Source organism: Aeromonas sp. TECH754 (assembly GCF_056279295.1).
Genome location: NZ_JBWBRA010000001.1, coordinates 1,204,859 through 1,227,736, shown reverse-complemented (window position 1 = coordinate 1,227,736; position 22,878 = coordinate 1,204,859). Strand labels below are relative to the sequence as shown.

Annotated in this window: 21 protein-coding genes and 1 tRNA gene; 21 read left to right on the top strand and 1 reads right to left on the bottom strand. The window is 59.6% G+C overall.

Going from position 1 to position 22,878, the window contains the following annotated elements; genetic code table 11:
* Positions 1-8 precede the first annotated feature (8 nt).
* The 7 genes from ACZ9IL_RS05295 to ACZ9IL_RS05265 all read left to right on the top strand — a co-directional run bounded on the left by ACZ9IL_RS05295 (position 9) and on the right by ACZ9IL_RS05265 (position 5,916).
* On the top strand, positions 9-626 hold the full coding sequence (locus ACZ9IL_RS05295; protein ID WP_476002568.1) for a TPM domain-containing protein: 618 nt from the start codon (positions 9-11) through the stop codon (positions 624-626).
* 175 nt (positions 627-801) lie between these two features.
* Positions 802-889: transfer RNA gene (locus ACZ9IL_RS05290), tRNA-Ser, on the top strand.
* 137 nt (positions 890-1,026) lie between these two features.
* Positions 1,027-2,718, top strand: coding sequence for a DUF6538 domain-containing protein (locus ACZ9IL_RS05285; RefSeq protein WP_476002567.1), 1,692 nt, complete (start codon positions 1,027-1,029; stop codon positions 2,716-2,718).
* Positions 2,719-2,748: 30 nt separating this feature from the next.
* Positions 2,749-3,675, top strand: coding sequence for a hypothetical protein (locus ACZ9IL_RS05280; RefSeq protein WP_476002566.1), 927 nt, complete (start codon positions 2,749-2,751; stop codon positions 3,673-3,675).
* A gap of 339 nt (positions 3,676-4,014) precedes the next feature.
* Positions 4,015-4,155 carry a hypothetical protein gene (locus ACZ9IL_RS05275; RefSeq protein ID WP_476002565.1) on the top strand — a complete coding sequence of 47 codons (141 nt, stop codon included), beginning with the start codon at positions 4,015-4,017 and terminating at the stop codon, positions 4,153-4,155.
* Positions 4,156-4,267: 112 nt separating this feature from the next.
* Positions 4,268-4,819 carry a recombinase family protein gene (locus tag ACZ9IL_RS05270; RefSeq protein ID WP_476002564.1) on the top strand — a complete coding sequence of 184 codons (552 nt, stop codon included), beginning with the start codon at positions 4,268-4,270 and terminating at the stop codon, positions 4,817-4,819.
* A gap of 95 nt (positions 4,820-4,914) precedes the next feature.
* Positions 4,915-5,916, top strand: coding sequence for a hypothetical protein (locus ACZ9IL_RS05265; RefSeq protein ID WP_476002563.1), 1,002 nt, complete (start codon positions 4,915-4,917; stop codon positions 5,914-5,916).
* Positions 5,917-6,352: 436 nt separating this feature from the next.
* On the opposite strand, the gene ACZ9IL_RS05260 is transcribed toward ACZ9IL_RS05265, so the two are convergent.
* Positions 6,353-6,718: a hypothetical protein gene (locus ACZ9IL_RS05260; protein WP_476002562.1), complete on the bottom strand. Its 366-nt coding sequence runs from the start codon at positions 6,716-6,718 to the stop codon at positions 6,353-6,355.
* Between the two features lie 599 nt (positions 6,719-7,317).
* Here ACZ9IL_RS05260 and ACZ9IL_RS05255 point away from each other — a divergent pair.
* The 14 genes from ACZ9IL_RS05255 to nuoM all read left to right on the top strand — a co-directional run bounded on the left by ACZ9IL_RS05255 (position 7,318) and on the right by nuoM (position 22,861).
* Complete coding sequence (locus ACZ9IL_RS05255; RefSeq protein ID WP_033129137.1) at positions 7,318-8,076, top strand: flagellar motor protein; 759 nt, start codon at positions 7,318-7,320, stop codon at positions 8,074-8,076.
* Entirely contained in the window at positions 8,054-8,929 is an 876-nt protein-coding gene (locus tag ACZ9IL_RS05250) for a flagellar motor protein MotB (protein WP_476002561.1), read from the top strand. The genes ACZ9IL_RS05255 and ACZ9IL_RS05250 overlap by 23 nt, the downstream gene beginning before the upstream one ends.
* Before the next feature lie 258 nt (positions 8,930-9,187).
* Positions 9,188-9,592, top strand: coding sequence for an NADH-quinone oxidoreductase subunit A (locus ACZ9IL_RS05245; protein ID WP_476002560.1), 405 nt, complete (start codon positions 9,188-9,190; stop codon positions 9,590-9,592).
* A gap of 29 nt (positions 9,593-9,621) precedes the next feature.
* A complete protein-coding gene (locus ACZ9IL_RS05240; RefSeq protein WP_476002559.1) occupies positions 9,622-10,296 on the top strand; it encodes a NuoB/complex I 20 kDa subunit family protein in 675 nt (224 codons plus the stop codon).
* Between the two features lie 2 nt (positions 10,297-10,298).
* A complete protein-coding gene (gene nuoC, locus ACZ9IL_RS05235; RefSeq protein ID WP_476002558.1) occupies positions 10,299-12,104 on the top strand; it encodes an NADH-quinone oxidoreductase subunit C/D in 1,806 nt (601 codons plus the stop codon).
* Between the two features lie 64 nt (positions 12,105-12,168).
* Entirely contained in the window at positions 12,169-12,729 is a 561-nt protein-coding gene (nuoE, locus tag ACZ9IL_RS05230; protein WP_476002557.1) for an NADH-quinone oxidoreductase subunit NuoE, read from the top strand.
* A complete protein-coding gene (gene nuoF / locus ACZ9IL_RS05225) occupies positions 12,726-14,093 on the top strand; it encodes an NADH-quinone oxidoreductase subunit NuoF (protein ID WP_476002556.1) in 1,368 nt (455 codons plus the stop codon). Before nuoE ends, nuoF begins: the two co-directional genes overlap by 4 nt.
* A gap of 80 nt (positions 14,094-14,173) precedes the next feature.
* Positions 14,174-16,903 carry an NADH-quinone oxidoreductase subunit NuoG gene (nuoG, locus tag ACZ9IL_RS05220; RefSeq protein ID WP_476002555.1) on the top strand — a complete coding sequence of 910 codons (2,730 nt, stop codon included), beginning with the start codon at positions 14,174-14,176 and terminating at the stop codon, positions 16,901-16,903.
* A gap of 52 nt (positions 16,904-16,955) precedes the next feature.
* Entirely contained in the window at positions 16,956-17,924 is a 969-nt protein-coding gene (nuoH, locus tag ACZ9IL_RS05215; RefSeq protein ID WP_476002554.1) for an NADH-quinone oxidoreductase subunit NuoH, read from the top strand.
* Between the two features lie 7 nt (positions 17,925-17,931).
* Positions 17,932-18,474, top strand: coding sequence for an NADH-quinone oxidoreductase subunit NuoI (gene nuoI / locus ACZ9IL_RS05210; protein WP_033129128.1), 543 nt, complete (start codon positions 17,932-17,934; stop codon positions 18,472-18,474).
* Positions 18,475-18,483: 9 nt separating this feature from the next.
* Complete coding sequence (gene nuoJ, locus ACZ9IL_RS05205; protein WP_476002553.1) at positions 18,484-19,035, top strand: NADH-quinone oxidoreductase subunit J; 552 nt, start codon at positions 18,484-18,486, stop codon at positions 19,033-19,035.
* A gap of 82 nt (positions 19,036-19,117) precedes the next feature.
* A complete protein-coding gene (nuoK, locus tag ACZ9IL_RS05200) occupies positions 19,118-19,426 on the top strand; it encodes an NADH-quinone oxidoreductase subunit NuoK (RefSeq protein WP_033129126.1) in 309 nt (102 codons plus the stop codon).
* Positions 19,423-21,270: an NADH-quinone oxidoreductase subunit L gene (gene nuoL, locus ACZ9IL_RS05195; RefSeq protein WP_476002552.1), complete on the top strand. Its 1,848-nt coding sequence runs from the start codon at positions 19,423-19,425 to the stop codon at positions 21,268-21,270. The genes nuoK and nuoL overlap by 4 nt, the downstream gene beginning before the upstream one ends.
* A 76-nt stretch (positions 21,271-21,346) precedes the next feature.
* Positions 21,347-22,861 (top strand): NADH-quinone oxidoreductase subunit M, encoded by a 1,515-nt coding sequence (nuoM, locus tag ACZ9IL_RS05190; RefSeq protein ID WP_476002551.1) that lies wholly within the window; start codon positions 21,347-21,349, stop codon positions 22,859-22,861.
* Positions 22,862-22,878: the final 17 nt, after the last annotated feature.

Genomic DNA, 22,878 nt, shown 5'->3' with positions numbered 1-22,878 from the left:
ACAACATAATGATTTCAAAACAGTTCTATCACACTCTCCAGGCCCGGGTACGACAAGCCGAGTTAGCCACGGACGCCGAGCTGGTCACCGTACTGGCCCCGGCCAGCGACGGTTATCGCTACATCCCGACCCTCTGGGCGGCGCTGCTGGCCATGCTCACCCCCCTGCTGGTATTCCAGCTCGGTTTCTGGCTCGGCTGGTACGAGATCCTGCTGGTGCAGTGGTCGGTCTGGTTGCTGCTCAGCCTCTTGTTCCACTGGACCCCCATCAAGATGCGGCTGATCCCGAAGAAGGTTCGCCAGCACCGGGCGTCCCTGATGGCGCGTCTGCAGTTTGTCGAGCAGGGTCTGCATCGCACCCGGGACAGGCTCGGGGTGTTGATCTTCGTCTCGGTGGCCGAACACTATGTGGAGATCCTGGTGGATGACGGCATCGCCCAGCACATCGACAACGGCCAGTGGCAGGAGATCATCGACGACTTCGTGGTGCGGGTGCGCAACAAGGAGGTCGAGCAGGGTTTCCTCGAATGTGTCGAGCGTACCAGCGACATCCTGACCGACGCCTTCCCGGCCACCCGGGATCAGAACGAATTGCCAGACAGCCTGATCATCTTGGGCAAGCCCTGACAGGTTTAAAAACCGCCATTCTGCTCAAGGGATAGACACTCGATAAAGATTATGAAAAATAAGGGGAAAAGTAATTGACCCAGCATCCGCTTTCCCCTAAATTACGCCCCGTTCCAGCGCAACTGCGCAGCGAACTCCGTGGCGATTGAACACGTTAAACCGCAGTCAAAAATTTGGTGAGGTGTCCGAGTGGCTGAAGGAGCACGCCTGGAAAGTGTGTATACGGCAACGTATCGAGGGTTCGAATCCCTCCCTCACCGCCAAACAGTAAACCCCTGCTTTCGAGCGGGGGTTTTTCTTTATGAGTCAAAAACTTCCTGATTTCATAGCGATTTTGTGATCAACCCATCCACCCCAACACTTCCGAGGTGGTACAAAAAGGTGATACAAAATGAGGTCTATGAGCAACCTTTCCCAAGACCATCATGGCACGTGGTACGCCCGTGTCGTCGTCCCTGAGACCATCCGCCTTGTGATCAACAAGACGGAGCTTCGTCGATCTCTGAAGACCAAGAACAAGCAAGAAGCTACTCGGGCCGCCTTAACTGTTCTGGATGAGCTACACCGCCTGCTGGAGGCCGCCAAGATGGATCTGGTGGTGCAGCCTCTCGACCTCTCCAACGCAGCTGACCGTTGGTACGACGCGATGGTTGAGCGTCTCGACGACCCAGATGTTTATGGCAGCTTCATCCATCGGGTGTGGGATGGTGACGATTTGGTTTGGGATGACCACACCGATACCCTCACTACGCTGATGGCTGAACTGGAGCGGACACCCGATGCCAAACGGATGGATCGCTTCCTCACGTGGATGGCCCCTTACATCGACGAAGCCTTCCAAGTCTCAGGGCTTCGCCTATATGTCGGTTCGGCCAACTACCAGGCTTTCGCTCGGCGGCTTGCGGATAAGTTCCTGCAACTGTCGGCTGCCGTCCTGCAAAACACCCGCATCAACGCCATACAGAAACGCATCGGCCAGCCGGAGATCCCCCTTGTACCTACCGGGGCCACCACAACCCCACTCATTGGCACACGTGGGTTACGTCTGTCAGCTCTGTTTGAACGCTACAAGGCCACCGTCCGGCGACGAGAACCGAAGAAAGCAGAAGGCCGCATCCTTGAGTATCAGGTCGCCGTTGATCGGTTCATCGAGTTGCTGGGTGATAAGGAGATCGAGGAGATAACGAAACGGAATGTTGCCGAGTTCCGCAACCTGATGGAGCAACTGCCAGCTCGTCCCAAACAGGACGTTTCGGCTATGCCGTTACGCCAGCAGATTGCCCATGCCCAAGAGCACAGCTTGCCTTCTCTATCAGCCGCCACCGTCAAGAAGTTGGGGCGTGCCCTGTCTGCTGTGTTAGGGCTTGCGGTTGAAGATGGACTGTTGGAGTACAACCCGGCTCACGGACTCAAGTATGCAGAGACGGCGGTCAACCCGCTGGCCGAACCGGAACGCCCGTACACCACTACCGAGCTGGCGACCCTGTTTGGTTCCCCCTTGTTTGCTGGACGCACCCAGCATACCCGTTTCGGAGAGGCTCACTACTGGGTGCCGCTGATGCTCTACTACACGGGGGCTCGGGCCGAGGAAATTTGCCAGCTCTACGTGGCAGACTTGATGCAGCAGGATGATGTCTGGTTCTTCCGGGTGGCGGAGTTGCGGGAAGATCAGAGCGTGAAGAATCGCAGCAGTAACCGGGACATTCCGGTGCATCCCCATCTGTTGGCTTTGGGCCTGCTGGACTATGTTCGCACCTTACCTGCCGATGGCCGCCTGTTCCCCCAGTTACAGCCCTCTGGCCCCAAGCAGAACTACCATGTGCGGCTGGGAGTGTGGTGGCAGCGGCACTTGCGTGAAAAGCTCAACATCGTGCGGGAAGATATTCAGCCATTCCATAGCTTCCGGCACACCTTCATCACCTTGCTACGGACTGCCGAGGTTCGTGAGGACGTGCAGAACGCCATCACGGGTCACAGCCAACACGCTGAGAGGACGGCGACAGGGCGAAACTATGGGGCCTACACGTTGAGCCAGAAACTAGCAGCTGTTGAAGCTATCCCGCTGGCCCCTATCCCGGCTGATGCCGGATAAAAGGGAACAAAGAGGCCGTTGGAGGCTGCATTGAACGTGACAGAAATTTTTATCGGGCCTCCTGCACAAGGGCTTATTGATCCACGGGGAACGCTTACGCAGATACCTGGCTTCAATGGACGGTACGCCCAGTATGTCAGACGGGCAATCAGTAATATCCGGCAGGTGCAGGGGCTAGAACTGCCGGAAATTCCTGACCCGAATAACGGCTTGGGTACATGGACGCCCCTGCAAGCCTTGGCCGTGTTGACCTATGGCTCCAGCTCTCATCTGAATGGAGAGCTGATAGCGGAAATTGAACGGTTGACCGGACAATCGATACCACGAAAGGAAGGCCAGAGTCGCTATGAGGCTGCATTTTATGTGGAATACTTGGCCCCGCTGGTTGCTTACTTTCAAGTGCAGCAGCCGGGTTTGCGAATAGAAGAGTGCCCGCAGTTCGCTTGTGGCCCTTACCGGGTGGATTTTCGAGTGAATATGCAGTGGGTCGACCCGAACGGGAGATATTTCAATAGACCGACCCGGCAGGAGGTTTATCTGCTGGAGTTCGACGAGAAGTACCATCAGGAGCCAGTAAACCGCTTGGCAGATCAACAGCGTGATGGCTGCATCGAGCAGCAGACGGGCTGCAGACCGCTCAGGATTCGGCACGAGGAGCAAGAGCTGTGGGCTACCATCTGCCGGGCTCAGGGACGCATCCTGAGCGTTGAGGAGTACCTGCAAGGGCTGCTGGGGGCGATGACATGGCGGCAGGAAGGGCGGCATATCGACATCACGCGGGAGTCTGCACAGAGTGCTTATACCTGCGATCCTGCCGGGTATCTGCGTTATCCCGCCCAGCCCAGACGGGATTTAAAGCAGATTGCGGAGCGGCTTGGCTGGCGGTTGAGCCCCCCAAGGCACAGCGGGAATCGGGCCTATTACCGTCTGACCACACCTCAACCGATTTCCTGCTGACACATTTTTGGTCGATGTGTGCGGTCACATTGAGTCCCGCATACACATTTAAGAACGTGTTCAAGGGCTTTTTCGCGATTGTGTGTCAGTGTGTCGGCTGTGCCACCCCGTTTTATATACCCGTTTAGTGGTGGCTATTACTCCTTACCCATTTACTGCACCGAGTGGGGAGCCTACAAGCCACCCAGAGGAGAAAGATCAAGAAGGTAGTAACGATCCCGCCGTGCCAGATGCCCTGAAAAAACTATCCCAAGTCCCACCAGCATAAGGAAATCTGGTGGGCAACATTGAGACCCTACCCCGGTATAAGAGAGATGGGACACACCATAGGAGAACCCAATGGAAAACATCACATCTGCTAACCCGCTGTTCAAGGCTCTGGAGGCTGGTCTGCTTGCCGCCTTGGCTGTCCTCATCAAGGAGGGCATCCAAAAGATGCAGACCCAGCCTGAGCAACCGAAGGAGACGGACTCTCAATAGACCATGCCCGTGTGACAGACCGGAAGCCCCCCGGCAACCCCTGTCACACGGGTTAGTTTACGAGTTTTGACAGGTTTTTCTCATAGGGTCTTGAGCTTATTGGGAGGCCATCATGGCAATCATCGGGTATGCCCGTGTTTCGACCACGGGGCAATCGCTGGAGCAGCAGCTGACAGCACTGGCGGAGTGTGAAAAAGTTTTTCAGGAGAAGGTCAGCGGTAGCAAGACGGATAGGCCGCAACTACAGGCAATGCTCGAATTCGCCCGCTCTGGAGACGTGCTAAAAGTGACCAAGCTGGATCGTCTGGCCCGAAACACCCGCCACTTGCTGGAGATCACAGACCAGCTGCACGCCAAAGGGGTAACATTGCAGATCCAGAATCTGGGCATCGACACGGCCACTCCGACAGGCAAACTGATGCTGACCATGATCGGAGCCATCGCCACGTTCGAGCGGGAAATCATGCTGGAGCGTCAGGCGGAAGGGATTGCTTTGGCGAAGGTCAAAGGGGTCTACAAGGGCCGTAAGCCGACAGCTCGAGCAAAGCAAGCTGACATAATGAGACTTTTGAAACTAAAAGTGCCAAAAGCAGAAATCGCCCGGCAACTTGCTGTTAGCCTGTCGAGTATCCATCGGGTCATTCGGATGGAACATTCTGATTGAATCGACTTAATTTGGGGTTGTGAGCTCCACACCCCATTTTTAATAAGCATAAAAACCAATAAGATGCTGCATCTTCTGCTATACGGGCTCGTGAAATGCAACCAAAAATCATAAGAACTGAAGAAGAATTTTTAAACTTTGCCCTGAGCATATTGGATTCAAACGAAGAGATATCTAACTGTCCGAGTCTCAGGTTCCAAGGATGGCCGAAAGTAGACGTTCGTGTATCAGGAAAAAGATATCAGCAATCTCTACCCAGTGGTCTCTTGGCTGGTCTGCTGACATTCCAAGAAGAAGCCAAACGTGCTTACTGTCTAGCTAAGTATGGTACGATCAATCTTCAGAAACTGACGAACGATGATAAAGAGATCATCGGAGAACTGGTCTTCACTGTCTCAAAGGGCTCAACCAAGAGTGAAGGTGACGCTGATGTTTATCTATCGAGGTTTTGTGAGTTCATGGACTTGGTGCTGAAAGGCATGACAGGAAAAGAAAAGATCGCTGTTGTGACTGTATTGGCGATAGCCATTGGTGGTGGGTACATCGCTGATAGCTACTTCGAGAACGAGGCCAAGGTTGCTCTTGCCCAAGAAGAAACAAAGAGGTTGAGCACAGCCATGGAGCCAGCCAAAGCTTCCATAGAAGCCTTGCGTTTGATCGCCCTCACGCACGCGAAGGAGTCACTTGATAGTCGTGGTGATCAAATCCTAGAACGCCTCAGCAACGGATATTCTGAAGTTGTGAAATCAGTTCCCGATGCAGATGAATTGGAGTTTGGCGGCCATAAGTTCAGCAATCAACAGATACAAAAAATGGCTGAACCGGAGTTAACCGCTCGGGCATCAAAAGAGTACAGATCACAGTGTTTTATCAGTGGCTATAAGAAATACTCTCAACACTTAAGTGTCAGTGTACTCTGTGCTGATTTGAATCAGTCCTTTACGATTAAAGCTGATCGAATGACATTGAAAGAGGCTGAGCAATCAGCGATTCTCAAGGCTTTAGATGCTAGCCGTAGCATAGAGCTCTCTTTCTATGCAACGACAGTTAATGGCAACGTTGTATCAGCTAGACTTACAAACGTAACACTGAGCTAGTTTGGCGTTAAGTGGTACAAAGAAGTGGTACAGTAGCTGAGATTGAAAGCTGTTTTGTCGCAATGAAATCAGTGGGTTACCGTGGTGCGATGAGTATCGAGGGTTCGAATCCCTCCCTCACCGCCAAATTAGAAAAACCGACCTCAGGGTCGGTTTTTTGCTTTATGGGTCGGCTTTTTGTTTGTTGATAGCGTCACTCAGCACAATCACGACTCATCCGCCATCGAGGCATATCGCTCATTCCGGCGTTCGAACAACCCCTTTCTAGCAGTGACAATCCTTCAGCTTCACTGACGATCCCGCGATCATCCAGAACGCTTCATGCCGGCACCCTATCACTGGCATTTTAAGCGGCCCCCTTCTGGAATCGTGCCCCTTCCTCTTGCAGGCAAGGAAAGAGTTCCATTCAAAAATGGGTGGCTAGACGGCTTTTAAACTAGGCCGCGCTATGCCACCGACGCCCGAAAAGTTCCCCCCCATTATCCGGGTGGCGCATGAGCTGTTCCTCGGGCTCGAAACCGAAGCAGTGCATCATGTCCGTCAGGGAATGGCTGAGGCGCTCACCATTGCAGTCGGTGAAGGATCCATCGTGCCGCTGGATGAAATCGGGAGTCAGATTGTCTCCAACCGTACAGACGGGCCTGGTTTGGACGATGGTCTTCTGAAAACGGCTCTCAGAAACCTGCGTCGCAAAACCTATCAGCGGATGACGTTCGAGTATGGCTTTACCGTCATCAGTCAGGTCTACGATGACATAACCAAACTCATTTGCCTGGGCAGGAAAAAAATGGGTCTCTGGCATGTTCATACTCCTTTTATAATATGTCGCGACAATACTCGATAGAATACGCAACCGGCATAATCAGACCGTTCCATTAGCCTTAATTAGCAAGATATATTGTTCATATAGAGGAAACCGTGATTTCAGTCTAAAAGTTATCAAGGGGATTTTCAGACAAAGGCCAGCCTCACACCCGTTATACCTGCTTGGCTCCAAATCAATGGATGATGGCTTGCCATGCCCGGCGCTCTCGCGTGGGCGATCCGGCCTGGAGGCCTCCTGCCTATATTGCAACCCTACCTTGGCGCACTCTTCTGCAGCGCAGAACGGCCGGCTCTACCGCAGAGACTCGTCAAATAACGCGAAATTGACTGATGCCAAAGTCCAGCCATACCGCGTCCGGAGATTTCTGGCATTTCCTTCATTCATCTCTCGGGTAAGTGGCGCTTGGCAGGGCTTCTCTCCTGTGATGCTCATGGTTTTGTCATCCCGGCCGAAACAAGGGAGTCGCCACATTCGGTTATGCCTCTCGGATATTGCTCACCGATTGGATATCATTTTGAAAAACTGATAGTTAAGTGGATACACTAGCCACATTTTTCGCATAGGGACACGGACACATGAGTCTGATCGGTTTGCTGTTAGCCTTGGCAGCCATTTTGGGTGGCAACCTGATTGAGGGGGGGCACCCCAGCGCCCTGCTCGACTTGCCCGCCTTCCTCATCGTGATCGGGGGCACAGTGGGTGCCGCCCTGACGCAGTTTCCCTTCTCCGTGGTGGGCAAGACCTTGAAGCGCTTCAAGTGGCTCATCACCCCCCCTCGCCTCGACATGCTGGAGCAGGCCCAGTTGCTGGAGAACCTCGCGGGCAACGCGCGACGCAGCGGCATGCTGGCGCTGGAGGGCATGATCGATGACATCAAGGATCCCTTCCTGCAAAAAGGGGTGCAGATGATGGTCGACGGCTACGAGAAGACCAAGATCCACGAGGTGCTGGAAAACGAGATCGAATTCGAGCATGAAGATCTCGAGCAGACCGTCAAATTCTACGAAGCCATGGGCGGCTACTGCCCGACCATGGGGATCGTCGGCGCCGTGTTCGGCCTGATCCACGCCATGGGACTGCTGGATGCACCGGACAAGCTCGGTGGCGCCATCGCGGTGGCCTTCATTGCCACCATCTACGGGGTCGGCGCCGCCAACCTGATCTTCCTGCCGTTTGGCAACCGCTACAAAGGGTTCGCCCATCAGATCCGTCACTACAAGGAGATGACCCTGACCGGCATCCTCTGCATCGTGGATGGCGAGTCACAGCAGCGGCTGCAAGTGACCCTTGAACCCTACCTCGGAGGTCACGGTGGCCAAAAAGAAAAAGCCTGAGGCTCCGGAGAACCATGAACGCTGGCTGGTCTCCTATGCGGACTTCATGACTCTGTTGTTTGCCCTGTTCGTGGTGCTCTACTCCTTCGCCATGGCCAAGCAGTCGGAGACCCGGGTGCTGATCCAGGGCTTTATCGAATCTTTGGGTAAAATCGGCCTCATCTCCATGCCTGCCGGCTCTCCGGTGATGCAAGGTGGTACCGGGATCCTGGAGCCCGAGTCCAAGACAACCCCCGGCTCCTCCCAGAAAGAGCAGGTACTGGACACCCAGACGCCAGCTGCCGCGGCCGATCCCTTCAACGAGACCATAGGTGCCTCGGAGCAACCCAGCGCAACCCAGTCCTGGCCGCACAAGACCAAGGAGCAGGACTGGGCCGCCATCACCAAACAGAAGCTGGAGCAGCAGCTCAAGAGCCAGATTGAATCCAAGGAGCTGGAGGTCGAACAACTCGGCAGCCAGCTGGTGATCCGGATCGGTGAGAAGACCCTGTTCCCGGCGGATTCGGCCTTCCTCCAGCCCCAGTTCATCCCGCTGGTCAATAAAGTCTCCGATGTGCTGGCCAACATCCCGGGCATGGTGGTGGTGACCGGTCACACCGACAACTCGCAGGCGCCGGTGGAACTCTATCGCAACAACTGGGAGCTGTCGGTGCTGCGGGCGGCTACCATAGTTCACACCCTGCTCACCAACCCCAAACTGGACTCACGGCGAGTCGTCGCCCAGGGGGCGGCCGATACTCAACCCCGCTATCCCAACGACACGCCGGCCCACCGCCAGGCCAATCGGCGAGTGGAGATAGTGCTCTCCCAGGGCAAAGCGGCCGAGCAGGCCCTTCCCATCCTCACCCCCTGATGACAAGGCCCCGCAACGCGGGGTTTTTCACTTTTTCGATTAGTTTATTTTTCCAACGATCCAGTGATTTATCCCGAATCACAAAAGCGATTGAAAATGATTCTCAAATAGGAACCTTGACCCCGCTAGCAAAAACCGTTTTTCTTCCCTTTGATTAATAATTAATCCTTTGAAATGACATGTAAATCAGCATCCCCATGGCATAATACGTAACACCCTTGTTAACTCACGTGATTAATTCGGTTAGGGAAAACTCCTATGTTTGCTGATATTGCTGTCCAGCATTGGGCTTTTGCTGTCTATGTCGTTGGGGCCATCTGTATCTGCCTGACCATGATCGGCCTGGCATCCTTGTTGGGGGGGCGAGCTTACGGCCGAGCCAAGAACAAACCTTTCGAATCCGGCATCGACTCCGTCGGTAATGCTCGGCTGCGTTTCTCCGCCAAGTTTTATCTGGTCGCCATGTTCTTCGTCATCTTCGACGTCGAGGCACTCTACCTCTTCGCCTGGTCCGTTTCCGTTCGGGAAAGTGGCTGGGTTGGTTTTATTGAAGCCGCCATCTTTATCACTCTGCTGCTGGTGGGCCTCGTCTACCTGTGGCGTATCGGTGCACTCGACTGGGCACCGAAGAAACCTGTCCTGACTGACAAGAAGCCAGACTGAATTACTGATACTCCCTTTGAGGTTGCACCATGAAGTACACCCTGACCCGGATTGACCCGGATGCGCCCGTTGAGCGCTACCCGCAGGAACAGCGCCAAACCGTCGAGGATCCCCTGGCCCAGGAGGCCTCACGCGGCATCATGATCGGGCGCCTCGAAGAGGTGTTGCAAGACACAGTCAACTGGGGCCGCAAGAACTCCCTCTGGCCCTACAACTTCGGCATATCCTGCTGTTATGTGGAGATGTGTACCGCCTTCACCTCCCCCCATGACGTCGCCCGTTTCGGCGCCGAAGTCATCCGGGCCTCGCCTCGTCAGGCAGACTTCATGGTGATCGCAGGAACCCCCTTCATCAAGATGGCACCGGTCATCCAGCGTCTGTATGAGCAGTTGCTCGAACCCAAATGGGTCATTTCCATGGGCGCCTGTGCCAACTCGGGCGGCATGTACGACATCTACTCAGTGGTGCAGGGCGTGGACAAGTTCCTGCCGGTCGACGTCTATATTCCTGGCTGCCCGCCCCGCCCCGAAGCCTTCTTGCAGGCGCTGATGCTGCTGCAGGACTCCATCGGCAAGGAGCGCCGTCCCCTCTCCTGGGTGGCCGGCGATCAGGGAATTTACCGCCCGCAGATGCAGGCCGAGAAGGAACGCAAGCGCGGCGAACGGATCGACGTCACCAACCTGCGCACGCCGGATGAGATCTGATCATGAAACTGACTCGAGAATTCCCCAGTAACTACACCATGTCCCAGTGGCAGCCCTCCGATCACGGAGATGCCCAGGTGGTCGGCGAGCTGTTCGCCCACTTCGGTGCCGAGCGCTTCACCGTGCAGAGCACCCGCACCGGGGTGCCGGTCATCTGGCTCTCCCGCGAGCTGCTGCTGGACGTGATCGGCTTCTTGCGCAAGTTGCCCTCCCCCTTCGTGATGCTGTTTGATCTCAGCGCCACCGACGAGCGGATGCGCAGCCACCGCCACGGCCTGCCCGAGAGTGACTTCACCGTCTTCTATCACCTCATCTCCATCGACCGTAACGCCGATGTGATGTTGAAGGTGCCGCTCAAAGAGAGCGATCTGGCGCTGCCCACCATCAGCAATCACTTCCCCAACGCCAACTGGTACGAGCGGGAAGTCTGGGATCTGATGGGCATCACCTTCGATGGTCACCCCCATCTGACCCGCATCATGATGCCAAAGAGCTGGCAGGGTCACCCGCTGCGCAAGGATTATCCGGCGCGGGCGACCGAGTTCGATCCCTTCATGCTCGATGCGGTCAAGCAGGATCAGGAGCAGGACAACCTGCTGTTCAAGCCCGAAGAGTGGGGCATGAGCCGCGGCAACGAGAACGAGGACTACATGTTCTTGAACTTGGGGCCCAACCACCCCTCCGCCCACGGGGCCTTCCGTCTGGTGCTGCAGCTCGATGGTGAAGAGATCCGCAACTGCGTCCCCGACATCGGATACCACCACCGCGGTGCGGAGAAGATGGGCGAGCGCCAGTCCTGGCACAGCTACATCCCCTACACCGACCGGGTCGAGTACCTTGGCGGTTCGCTCAACAACATGCCTTACGTGCTGGCGGTCGAGAAGCTGGCGGGCATCAAGGTACCGCAACGGGTCGACATGATCCGGGTGCTGATGTCGGAGCTGTTCCGCATCCAGAGCCACCTGCTGTTCATCGGCACCTACATTCAGGACGTGGGCGCCATGACCCCCGTCTTCTTCACCTTTACCGACCGTCAGAAGATCTACACCATCATCGAAGCCATCACCGGCGCGCGCATGCACCCGGCTTGGTTCCGCATCGGTGGGGTGGCACACGATCTGCCGGTGGGCTGGGCTCGCCTCATCCAGGAGAACCTGCTGGACTGGCTGCCCAAACGGCTGATGGATTATGAAAAAGCCGCCATGCGCAACAGCATCTTGCGCGGCCGCAGCATCGGTGTCGCTGCCTACAACACCGAGCAGGCGCTGGCCTGGGGCACCACCGGCGGTGGCCTGCGCGCCACCGGCCTCAACTTCGACGTGCGCAAGTGGCGCCCTTACTCCGGCTACGACCAGTTCGAGTTCGAGGTGCCGGTGGGTGCCAACGGCGATGCCTACGACAGGGCCATGGTGCGCTTCGAGGAAATTCGCCAGAGCCTGCGCATCATCGAGCAGTGCGTGAAGAACATGCCGGAGGGGCCGTTCAAGGCGGATCACCCGCTCACCACGCCGCCGCCCAAAGAACGCACCCTGCAGGACATCGAAACCCTGATCACCCACTTCCTGCAAGTGTCCTGGGGCCCGGTCATGCCGGCCGCCGAGTCCTTCCAGATGATCGAGGCGAGCAAGGGGATCAACAGTTACTACCTGACCAGCGATGGCTCCACCATGAGCTACCGGACCCGGATCCGCACCCCGAGCTTCGCCCACCTGCAGCAGATCCCCTCGGTGATCCGCGGCCAGATGGTGTCGGATCTCATCGTCTACCTGGGCAGTATCGATTTCGTTATGTCGGATGTGGATCGTTAAGTCCCCGCCGCGCTCACACCCGAGCGCAACGGGACAAGAAGAATAAGCGACAGAAGGTTAAGTCATGAGCCAGCAATGTCAGTGCCAAAATACAGCGTCCCCAGCGGGACAGAGTGGGTGCCAGGGCAAGGGGGATGGACTGCTCCCGAAGGACGGCTTCGTCCTGAGCCAGGCCGAACGCGACGCCATCGAACATGAGAAACACCACTACGAAGATCCCCGTGCCGCCAGCATCGAAGCGCTCAAGATAGTGCAGCAGGGCCGCGGCTGGGTACCGGACGGTGCCATTCATGCCATCGCCGCCGAGCTCGGCATCCCCGCCAGCGACGTGGAAGGGGTCGCGACTTTCTATAGCCAAATCTTCCGCCAACCGGTCGGTCGTCACATCATTCGCGTCTGTGACAGCATGGTCTGCTACATCAACGGCCACGAGCAGTTGTTGGCCGGTTTGAAAGAGGTCATGGATCTCGGCCCCGGCCAGACCTCGGCCGACGGCCGCTTCACCCTGCTGCCGGTCTGCTGCCTAGGCAACTGCGACAAGGGGCCGGCGCTGATGATCGACGATGACACCTACGGCGGGCTCGATGCCATCAGCCTGCTCAAGACCCTGGAGGCCTACCCATGAGTCTTGCATCCCTTGGCACCGCCAACCGCATCGCCCGCGCCCCCGAGACCCATCCGCTCACCTGGCGGTTGCGTGACGACGGCCAGCCGGTCTGGCTGGACGAATACCAGAGCAAGCAGGGCTATGATGCAGCTCGCAAGGCACTGGGCCAGATGAGCCCTGACGAGATCGTCGGCACCGTCAAGGATGCCGGCCTCAAGGGTCGCGGCGGCGCCGGCTTCTCCACCGGTGTGAAGTGGGGGCTGATGCCCAAAGACGAGAGCATGAACATCCGTTACCTGCTCTGCAACGCCGACGAGATGGAGCCGAACACCTACAAGGATCGGCTGCTGATGGAGCAACTGCCCCATCTGCTGATCGAGGGGATGATCATCTCCGCCAAGGCCCTCAAGGCCTACCGTGGTTACATCTTCCTACGCGGCGAATACGTCGATGCCGCCATCAATCTGCGCCGCGCGGTGGAAGAAGCCAAGGCGGCCGGTCTGCTCGGCAAGAACATCCTGGGGTCGGGTTTTGACTTCGAGCTGTTCGTCCACACCGGCGCGGGGCGTTACATCTGCGGCGAAGAGACGGCGCTCATCAACTCCCTGGAAGGGCGCCGCGCCAACCCGCGCGCCAAGCCCCCCTTCCCCGCCGTCTCCGGCGTCTGGGGCAAGCCGACCTGCGTCAACAACGTCGAGACCCTGTGCAACGTGCCCGCCATCATCGGCAACGGTGTCGAATGGTACAAGGGACTGGCGCTGCCGGGATCCGAAGATCACGGCACCAAGCTGATGGGTTTCTCCGGCAAGGTCAACAACCCCGGGGTCTGGGAGCTGCCGTTTGGCATCACCGCCCGCGAGCTGTTTGAAAACTACGCCGGTGGCATGAAACCCGGCTATCGCCTGAAAGCCTGGCAACCGGGCGGCGCCGGCACCGGCTTCCTGCTGCCCGAGCACCTGGATGCCCAGATGTATGCCGGCGGCATCGGCAAGGTCGGTACCCGGATGGGCACCGGGCTCGCCATGGCGGTGGATGACAGCATCAACATGGTGGGACTCCTGCGCAACATGGAGGAGTTCTTCGCTCGCGAATCCTGTGGCTGGTGCACCCCCTGCCGCGACGGCCTGCCCTGGAGCGTCAAGCTGTTGCGCGCGCTGGAGCGGGGCGAGGGTCAGCAAGGAGATCTGGCCACGCTGGAACAGCTGGTCAGTTTCCTCGGCCCGGGCAAGACCTTCTGCGCCCATGCCCCTGGCGCCGTCGAACCCCTTGGCAGTGCCATGAAGTATTTCCGCGCCGAGTTCGAGGCCGGGATCAAGGCACCCCATGACAATCACAAGCTGTTCAAGGGTATCCAGCCCAATCTGCTGGGCGAACGCTGGTAAGACGCGATAGCGCGTTCGCAGCTGGTCCTCTGAACTAGCGCGAGCCAAAGATTTTATCTAATTGAAGTCAGGGAAGTTGTATGGCCACCATTCATGTAGACGGTAAAGAGTACGAGGTAGACGGGGCAGACAATCTGCTGCAAGCCTGTCTGTCCTTAGGGCTTGACGTCCCCTATTTTTGCTGGCATCCGGCGCTCGGTAGCGTCGGTGCCTGCCGCCAGTGTGCGGTCAAGCAATACCAGAATGCCGATGACAAGCGCGGCCGCCTGGTCATGTCCTGCATGACCCCCTCCACCGATGGCAGCTATATCTCCATCGAGGACGAAGAGGCGAAAGAGTTCCGCAAGACGGTGGTGGAGTGGCAGATGACCAACCACCCCCACGATTGCCCGGTGTGTGAAGAGGGTGGCGCCTGCCACCTGCAAGACATGACGGTGATGACCGGCCACAACAGCCGTCGCTACCGCTTCACCAAGCGCACCCACCAGAATCAGGATCTGGGCCCCTTCATCAATCACGAGATGAACCGCTGCATCGCCTGCTATCGCTGCGTCCGTTACTACAAGGACTACGCCGGCGGCGAGGATCTCGGTGTCTATGGCGCCCACGACAACGTCTATTTCGGCCGGGTCGAAGACGGTACCCTGGAGAGCGAGTTCTCCGGCAACCTGGTGGAGGTCTGCCCCACCGGCGTCTTCACCGACAAGACCCACTCCGAGCGTTACAACCGCAAGTGGGACATGCAGTTCGCCCCCAGCATCTGCCAAGGGTGCTCGGTCGGCTGCAACATCAGCCCGGGTGAGCGTTACGGCGAGCTGCGCCGCATCGAGAACCGCTACCATGGCGCCCTGAACCACTACTTCCTGTGCGATCGCGGCCGCTTCGGCTACGGTCACGTCAACCTGGCCGATCGTCCGCGCCAGCCGCTGCTCCATGACGGCAACGACAGACTCGCCATCACGGTGGACGGCGCCCTGAACCGCGCCGCCGATGCCCTGCGCACCGCCGCCGGCGTCATCGGCATCGGCTCACCGCGCGCCTCCCTGGAGAGCAACTTCGCCCTGCGCGAGCTGGTGGGCGCCGCCAACTTCTACAGCGGCGTCGAGCAAAGCGAGTGGGAATGCCTGCAGAAGATGCTGCAGATCCTGCAGCAGGGTGGCCTGCGCACCCCGAGCCTGCGGGACATGGAAGAGGCCGACGCCGTGCTGGTGCTCGGTGAAGACGTCACTCAGACTGCCGCCCGCATCGCCCTGGCCCTGCGCCAGGCGGTCAAGGGCAAGGGTCGCGAGATCGCCCGCAAGCTGAAGGTAGATCTGTGGCAGGTCGCCGCGGTGCAGACCCTGGCCCAGAACGAGCGCTACCCGTTGCTCATCACCAGCCTGGACAGCACCCGTCTGGACGACGTGTCGAGCGGCACTCTGCACGCTCCCCACGCAGATCAGGCGCGCCTCGGCTTCGCCATCGCCCATCTGCTCGATGGCTCGGCCCCTGCCCTAGCTGACTTGGCTCCCGAGCAGCAAGCCCTGGCCGAACGCTGGGCCGAGTTGCTTGGCAACGCCAAGAAGCCGCTCATCATCGCCGGCTCAGGTGCCCGCTCCCAGGCGCTGCTCGAGGCTGCCAGCAACATAGCCCGCGCCCTCAAGGGCCGTGGTCAGGCCGTGGATCTGGCGCTGGTGGCGCAAGAAGCCAACAGCCTGGGACTGGCCATGCTGGCCGGGACGGCCGCACCGCTGGAAGCCGCCCTCGAGCGCATCGAAGGGGAGGAGAAGCTCGCGCTGATCACTCTGGAGAACGATCTCTATCGCCGCTCCGCTCGCAGCCGCGTCGATGCCGCCATCGACCGCCTGCAACACCTGCTGGTCATCGATCACCAGGATACCGGCACCGCCCAGAAGGCGGGTCTGGTCTTGCCTGCCGCCAGCTTTGCCGAGGGTGATGGCACCCTGGTGAACATGGAAGGCCGTGCCCAGCGCTTCTTCCAGGTCTATGCCCCCGCCTTCTACAACGCCGACATTCAGGTGCGCGAGAGCTGGCGCTGGCTGGCCGCGCTGCAAGGCGCGCTGGACAGAAAACCGCTGCGCTGGAGCACCTTCGATGAGGTGAGCACGGCCTGCGCCGCCAGCGCCCCGCTGCTGGCTGCCATGCGCGAAGCCGCCCCCAACGCGGGTCTGCGCATCCGCGGCATGAAACTCGCCCGCGAGCCGCACCGCTACAGCGGTCGCACCTCCATGCTGGCGGATCAGGACGTGAGCGAACCCCGGGTCGCCCAGGATCCCGACTCGCCGTTCGCCTTCTCCATGGAAGGCTACGCCGGTGCCCGCCAACCGATGCAACAGGTGCCCTTCGCCTGGGCGCCGGGCTGGAACTCTCCGTCCGCCTGGAACAAGTTCCAGGACGAGGTGGGTGGCAACCTGCGTGCCGGGGATCCCGGTCGCCGTCTGCTGGAACCGGGTGAGGACAGCCTCGGCTGGTTCGACAGCATCCCGACGCCCTTCCAGGCCCAGGAGGCGCTGCAGGTGGTCAGTTACGATCAACTGTTCGGTGGCGAAGAGCTCTCCGCCAGGAGCCCGGTCATCCAGGCACGCATGAGCGAGCCCATGCTGGTGCTGAACCCGGCCGACGCCGCCCGTCTGGCCCTCAATGCCGGCAGCCTGATTGCCTTCTCCTGGGGCGGCCACCACTGGCGGCTGACCCTGCGCCTGAGCGACCAGCTGGCCAAGGGTCTGCTCGGCCTGCCGCTCGGTGCCAATGGCCTACCGACCGCGCTGCATCAGACCTATGTGAACAACTTGCAGGAGGCCATAGCATGAGCCACGTGCTGATCACCCTTTCTCAACGCGACAACCGGCAGGAGGTCAGCCGATGAGCGACTCGCTGATTGACCTGCTGCTGGAGGTGGGCAAGGCCCTGATCGTGCTGGTGGGGATCGTGGGGGCCGGCGCCTTCATGAGCTTCATCGAGCGGCGCCTGCTGGCGCTCTGGCAGGATCGCTACGGCCCCAACCGGGTAGGCCCCTTCGGCCTGCTGCAACTGGCGGCCGACATGATCAAGATGTTCTTCAAGGAGGACTGGATCCCGCCGTTCGCCGATCGCCGGATCTTCGTGCTGGCCCCCATCATCGCCTTCACCGCCTTTATTCTGGCGTTTGCGGTGGTGCCGATCACCCCCACCTGGGGCGTGGCGGATCTGAACGTAGGTCTGCTCTACATCCTGGCCATCGCGGGGCTCGCGGTCTACGCCGTGCTGTTCGCCGGCTGGTCGAGCAACAACAAGTACTCCCTGCTCGGCAGCCTGCGGGCCTCGGCCCAGACCCTCTCCTACGAGGTGTTCCTCGGTCTCTCCCTGATGGGGATAGTGATCCAGACCGGCAGCTTCAACCTGCGGGAGATCGTCGAGGCACAGGCCGGGCTCTGGAACGTGGTACCCCAGATCCTGGGTTTCATCACCTTCCTGTTTGCCGGCGTTGCCGTCACTCACCGCCACCCGTTCGATCAGCCGGAGGCCGAGCAGGAGCTCGCCGACGGCTATCACATCGAGTATGCGGGCATGAAGTGGGGTCTGTTCTTCGTGGGTGAGTACATCGGCATCGTGCTGATCTCCTCCCTCATCGTGACCCTGTTCTTCGGTGGCTGGCACGGTCCCTGGTTGCCGCCCTTCATCTGGTTCGCCCTGAAGACCGCCTGTTTCATGGTGTTCTTCATCCTGTTGCGGGCTTCCCTGCCTCGCCCGCGCTTCGACCAGGTGATGTCCTTTGGCTGGAAAGTCTGCCTGCCGCTTACCTTGCTCAACATGCTGGTAACCGGCGCCGTAGTGCTGATGAACGTGCAGTGAGGCACCTATGAAAATTATCAATATCATCAAGGGTGTAGGCACCCAACTGCGCAGTCTGGGGATGGTGTTCTCCCATGCCTGGCGGCCCCGCGAGACCCTGAGCTATCCGGAGCAGGCCGTCTATGCGGCGCCCCGTTTCCGTGGTCGCATCGTGCTGACCCGGGATCCCGATGGCGATGAACGCTGCGTGGCATGCAACCTGTGCGCCGTGGCCTGCCCGGTCGGCTGCATCTCGCTGCAAAAAGCGGAGCGGGACGATGGTCGCTGGTACCCGGAGTTCTTCCGCATCAACTTCTCCCGTTGCATCTTCTGCGGCCTGTGTGAGGAAGCCTGCCCCACCACCGCCATCCAGCTCACCCCGGATTTCGAGATGGGTGAGTATCGTCGCCAGGATCTGGTGTACGAGAAGGAAGATCTGCTGATAAGCGGCCCCGGCAAGTACCCGGACTACAACTTCTATCGCATGAGCGGTATGGCTATCGACGGCAAGCCGAAAGGGGATGCCGAGAACGAAGCCAAGCCCATCGATGTCAAGAGCCTGCTGCCCTAGGAGTCAATCATGGAACTGGCATTTTATGCCGCGGCCCTGGTCGCCATTTACAGCACGCTGCGGGTGATAAGCACCAGCAACCCGATGCACGCGCTGCTCAATCTCATCATCTCGCTCATCGCCGTGGCCATGATCTTCTTCTGCCTTGGCGCCTCCTTCGCGGGTGCCCTGCAGGTGATCGTCTACGCCGGCGCCATCATGGTGCTGTTCGTGTTCGTGGTGATGATGCTGAACCTAGGCTCGGCCCAGGATCAGGAACGCAACTGGCTCACCCCCACTACCTGGGGCGGACCAGCCTTGCTCTCCCTCATCCTGCTCGCCTTCCTGGCCTACGGCATCCTCGGCGTCACCGGGGGTGAACTCGGTCTGACCGACGTCAGTGCCAAGGAAGTCGGCATCGCCCTGTTCGGCCCCTATGTGCTGGCGGTGGAGCTCGCCTCCATCCTGCTGCTGGCGGGCCTGGTCACCGCCTATCACCTCGGCCGTGAGGACAAGAACGGAGAAGTGCTCTCCGTGCCCAAAACCGCCGTGCGCCCATCTCAAGAAGGAGGTCAGCAATGAGTGGCATTCCCATGGTGAGTCATGACGCCTTGTTGCTGGCCGCCTGCACCACCTTCACTCTCATCCGGCAAGGAGGTCAGTCATGAGTGGAATTCCAATGGAACACGGCTTGCTGCTGGCCGCCATCCTGTTCTGTATCGGCCTGTGCGGTCTGTTAATTCGCCGTAACTTGCTGTTTATCCTCATGAGTATCGAAATCATGATGAATGCGTCCGCGCTGGCGTTCGTGGTGGCTGGCAGCCGCTGGGCCCAGGCTGACGGCCAGATCATGTACATACTGGTGATTTCTCTGGCGGCAGCGGAAGCCAGCATTGGCCTGGCCCTGTTACTGCTGCTCTATCGTCGTTACCACACCCTCAGCGTGGACACTGTGAGCGAGATGCGCGGATGAGCCTCCTATTCCTGACTTTCCTGTTCCCGCTGCTGGGATGGCTGGTACTGGCCTTCTCCATCGGCCGCTTCGGCGAGCGCACCTCGGCGCTCATCGGCGTCGGCAGCATAGGCCTGTCGGCCCTGACCACCCTCTGGGTTGGCATCGACTTCCTCGGCAATATGCCCCAGGGTGGCGTCTACACCCAGACCCTGTGGCAATGGATGGCGGTGGGTGAATTCACCCCCAGCTTCCGCCTGGCGCTGGACGGCCTGTCGCTGACCATGTTGGGAGTAGTGACCGGGGTGGGTTTCTTCATCCACCTGTTCGCCTCCTGGTACATGCGTGGGGAAGAGGGCTATTCGCGCTTCTTCACCTACACCAACCTGTTCATCGCCAGCATGGTGTTCCTGGTGCTGGCCGATGACCTGCTGTTCGTCTACCTCGGCTGGGAAGGCGTGGGCCTGTGCAGCTACCTGCTGATCGGCTTCTACTACCGCAACCCCGCCAACGGGGCGGCTGCCCTCAAGGCGTTCGTGGTGACCCGGGTCGGTGACGTCTTCCTCGCCATCGGTCTGTTCGTCCTGTACCGGGAGCTAGGTACCCTCAACATCCACGAGTTGCTGGTACGTGCGCCGGCGATGTTTGCAGAGGGCTCCCCTGCCCTGTCGTTCGCCTGCCTGATGCTGCTCGGTGGCGCGGTCGGTAAATCCGCCCAGCTGCCGCTGCAGACCTGGCTGGCTGACGCCATGGCGGGTCCGACCCCGGTCTCTGCCTTGATCCACGCGGCCACCATGGTGACCGCAGGTGTCTACCTCATCGCCCGGACCCACGGCCTGTTCCTGCTGGCCCCCGAGATCCTGCATCTGGTGGCGCTGGTCGGTGCCATCACCCTGGTGCTGGCGGGCTTCGCGGCCCTGGTACAAACCGACATCAAGCGGATCCTGGCCTACTCCACCATGAGCCAGATTGGCTACATGTTCCTGGCCCTCGGGGTCGGTGCCTGGGATGGGGCCATCTTCCACCTGATGACCCACGCCTTCTTCAAGGCGCTGTTGTTCCTCTCCGCCGGTGCCGTCATCGTCGCGACCCACCACGAGCAGAACATCTTCAAGATGGGGGGCCTGCGCAAGAGCCTGCCGCTGGTCTATGCCTGCTTCCTGGTCGGGGGCTCGGCACTGGCCGCGCTGCCGCTGGTGACCGCCGGTTTCTACAGCAAGGACGCCATCCTCTGGCAGGTGCAGGCCAGTGGCCAGAACACCCTGCTGTGGGCCGGTCTGGTGGGTGCCTTCCTGACCTCCCTCTACACCTTCCGCCTGATCTTCATCGCCTTCCACGGCAAGCCGCAAACCGAGGCCCATGCCGGTCACGGCCTGGCGCACAAGCTGCCGCTGCTGGTGCTGCTGGTGCTCTCCACCGCCATCGGCGCCTGGATCACGCCGCCACTGGCGGGCGTGCTGCCGGCGGGCCCCGGCGATCACATCGAAGAGGGCCGTCACAGCCTGGAGATCCTGTCCGGCCTCATCGCCGTGGCAGGGATAGCGCTCGCCGCCTTCCTGTTCCTTGGCGAGCGTCGCCTGGCAAGAAGCATCGCCGAGAGCGCCCCTGGCCGTCTGCTCAGCACCCTCTGGTTCAACGCCTGGGGCTTTGACTGGTTGTATGACCAACTCTGGGTCAAACCCTACCTGCTGGTGACCCGCTTGCTTGGCAAGGACCCGCTGGACTGGATGATGAACCTGCCCGCCGTACTGGCATACAGTGGCCATCAGCTGCTGGCCTGGACTGTCACCGGCAAGTTGCGCTGGTACGCAGCCTCCATGGGGATGGGCGCCGTCCTGATCCTGGCGTTGCTGCTGCTCGGTTGATCTCGATGCGGCCCCTGAATTCACTGCAGGCCTGCGGGCCTGCACAGCGACTAGAACCTATGAGAGAGCTGATATCGTGACCTTACTCTGGATCTTGTTAATTCCGTTTATCGGCGGCGTGATCTGCTGGCAGATGGAGCGCCTCGGTGGACAGTTCGTCCGCTGGGTAGCCCTGCTGTCCATGAGCGCCTGCCTGTTGCTCTCCGGCGCCATCTGGCTCGGTGGCGATTTCTCCCTTGCCAATCCCGGCATCCCCGTCTGGGCGGCCGAGTGGCAATTGCCCTGGATCCCGCGCTTTGGCATCTCACTGCACCTGGCGGTGGACGGCCTCTCCCTGCTGATGGTGATGCTCACCAGCTTCATCGGCGTGCTGGCCATCCTCTGTTCCTGGAAAGAAATCGTGCAGCGCATCGGCTTCTTCCACCTGAACCTGCTGTGGATCCTGGGCGGCGTGCTTGGCGTCTTCATGGCGGTGGATCTGTTCCTGTTCTTCTTCTTCTGGGAGATGATGCTGGTGCCGATGTACTTCCTGATCGCGCTCTGGGGTCACTCCGTCACCGACGGTAAATCCCGTATCAACGCGGCCACCAAGTTCTTCATCTACACCCAGGCGAGCGGCCTCATCATGCTGGTCGCCATCCTGGGGCTGGTGCTGACTCACCACGCTGCCACCGGCGTCTTCACCTTCAACTACCTGGATCTGCTCAACACCCCGATGAGCACCACGGTGCAGTGGTTGCTGATGCTGGGCTTCTTCATCGCCTTCGCGGTCAAGATGCCGCTGGTGCCGCTGCACGGCTGGCTGCCGGATGCCCACAGTCAGGCACCGACCGCGGGTTCCGTGGATCTGGCGGGCATCTTGCTCAAGACCGCCGCCTATGGCCTGCTGCGCTTCACCCTGCCGCTGTTCCCCGAGGCGTCCGCCCAGTTCGCGCCCTATGCCATGGGGCTGGGTCTGTTCGGTATCGTCTACGGCGCCCTGCTGGCCTTTGCCCAGACCGACATCAAGCGACTGGTGGCCTACACCAGCATCTCCCACATGGGCTTCGTGATGATCGCCATCTACTCGGGTAGCGAGCTGGCCTTGCAGGGCGCCGTGGTGCAGATGATCGCCCACGGTCTCTCCGCCGCCGGCCTGTTCATCCTGTGCGGCCAGCTCTACGAGCGTCTGCACACCCGGGATCTGCGCCAGATGGGCGGCCTGTGGGGACGCCTGCGCTACCTGCCAGGGGTGATGCTGTTCTTCTCGGTCGCCTCATTGGGGATGCCGGGCACCGGCAACTTCATCGGCGAGTTCCTGATCCTCATCGGCAGCTTCCAGGTGGCCCCCATCATGACCGTCATCGCTACCTTCGGGCTGGTGTTGGCCTCGGTCTACTCCCTCATCATGTTGCAACGTGCCTGCTTCGGAGCCCCCAAGGATGACAAAATCCTCAAGGGGCTGGACGGTCGCGAGCTGGCCATGATGCTGACCATCGCCGGCCTGCTGGTACTGCTCGGGCTCTATCCCCAGCCGGTACTGGATACCGCCAGCAGCAGCCTGTTGAGCGTGTTGCACTGGTATGCGCTGCCGAGCACAGGAGCACTGTAATGATCTTCTCTCTCTCT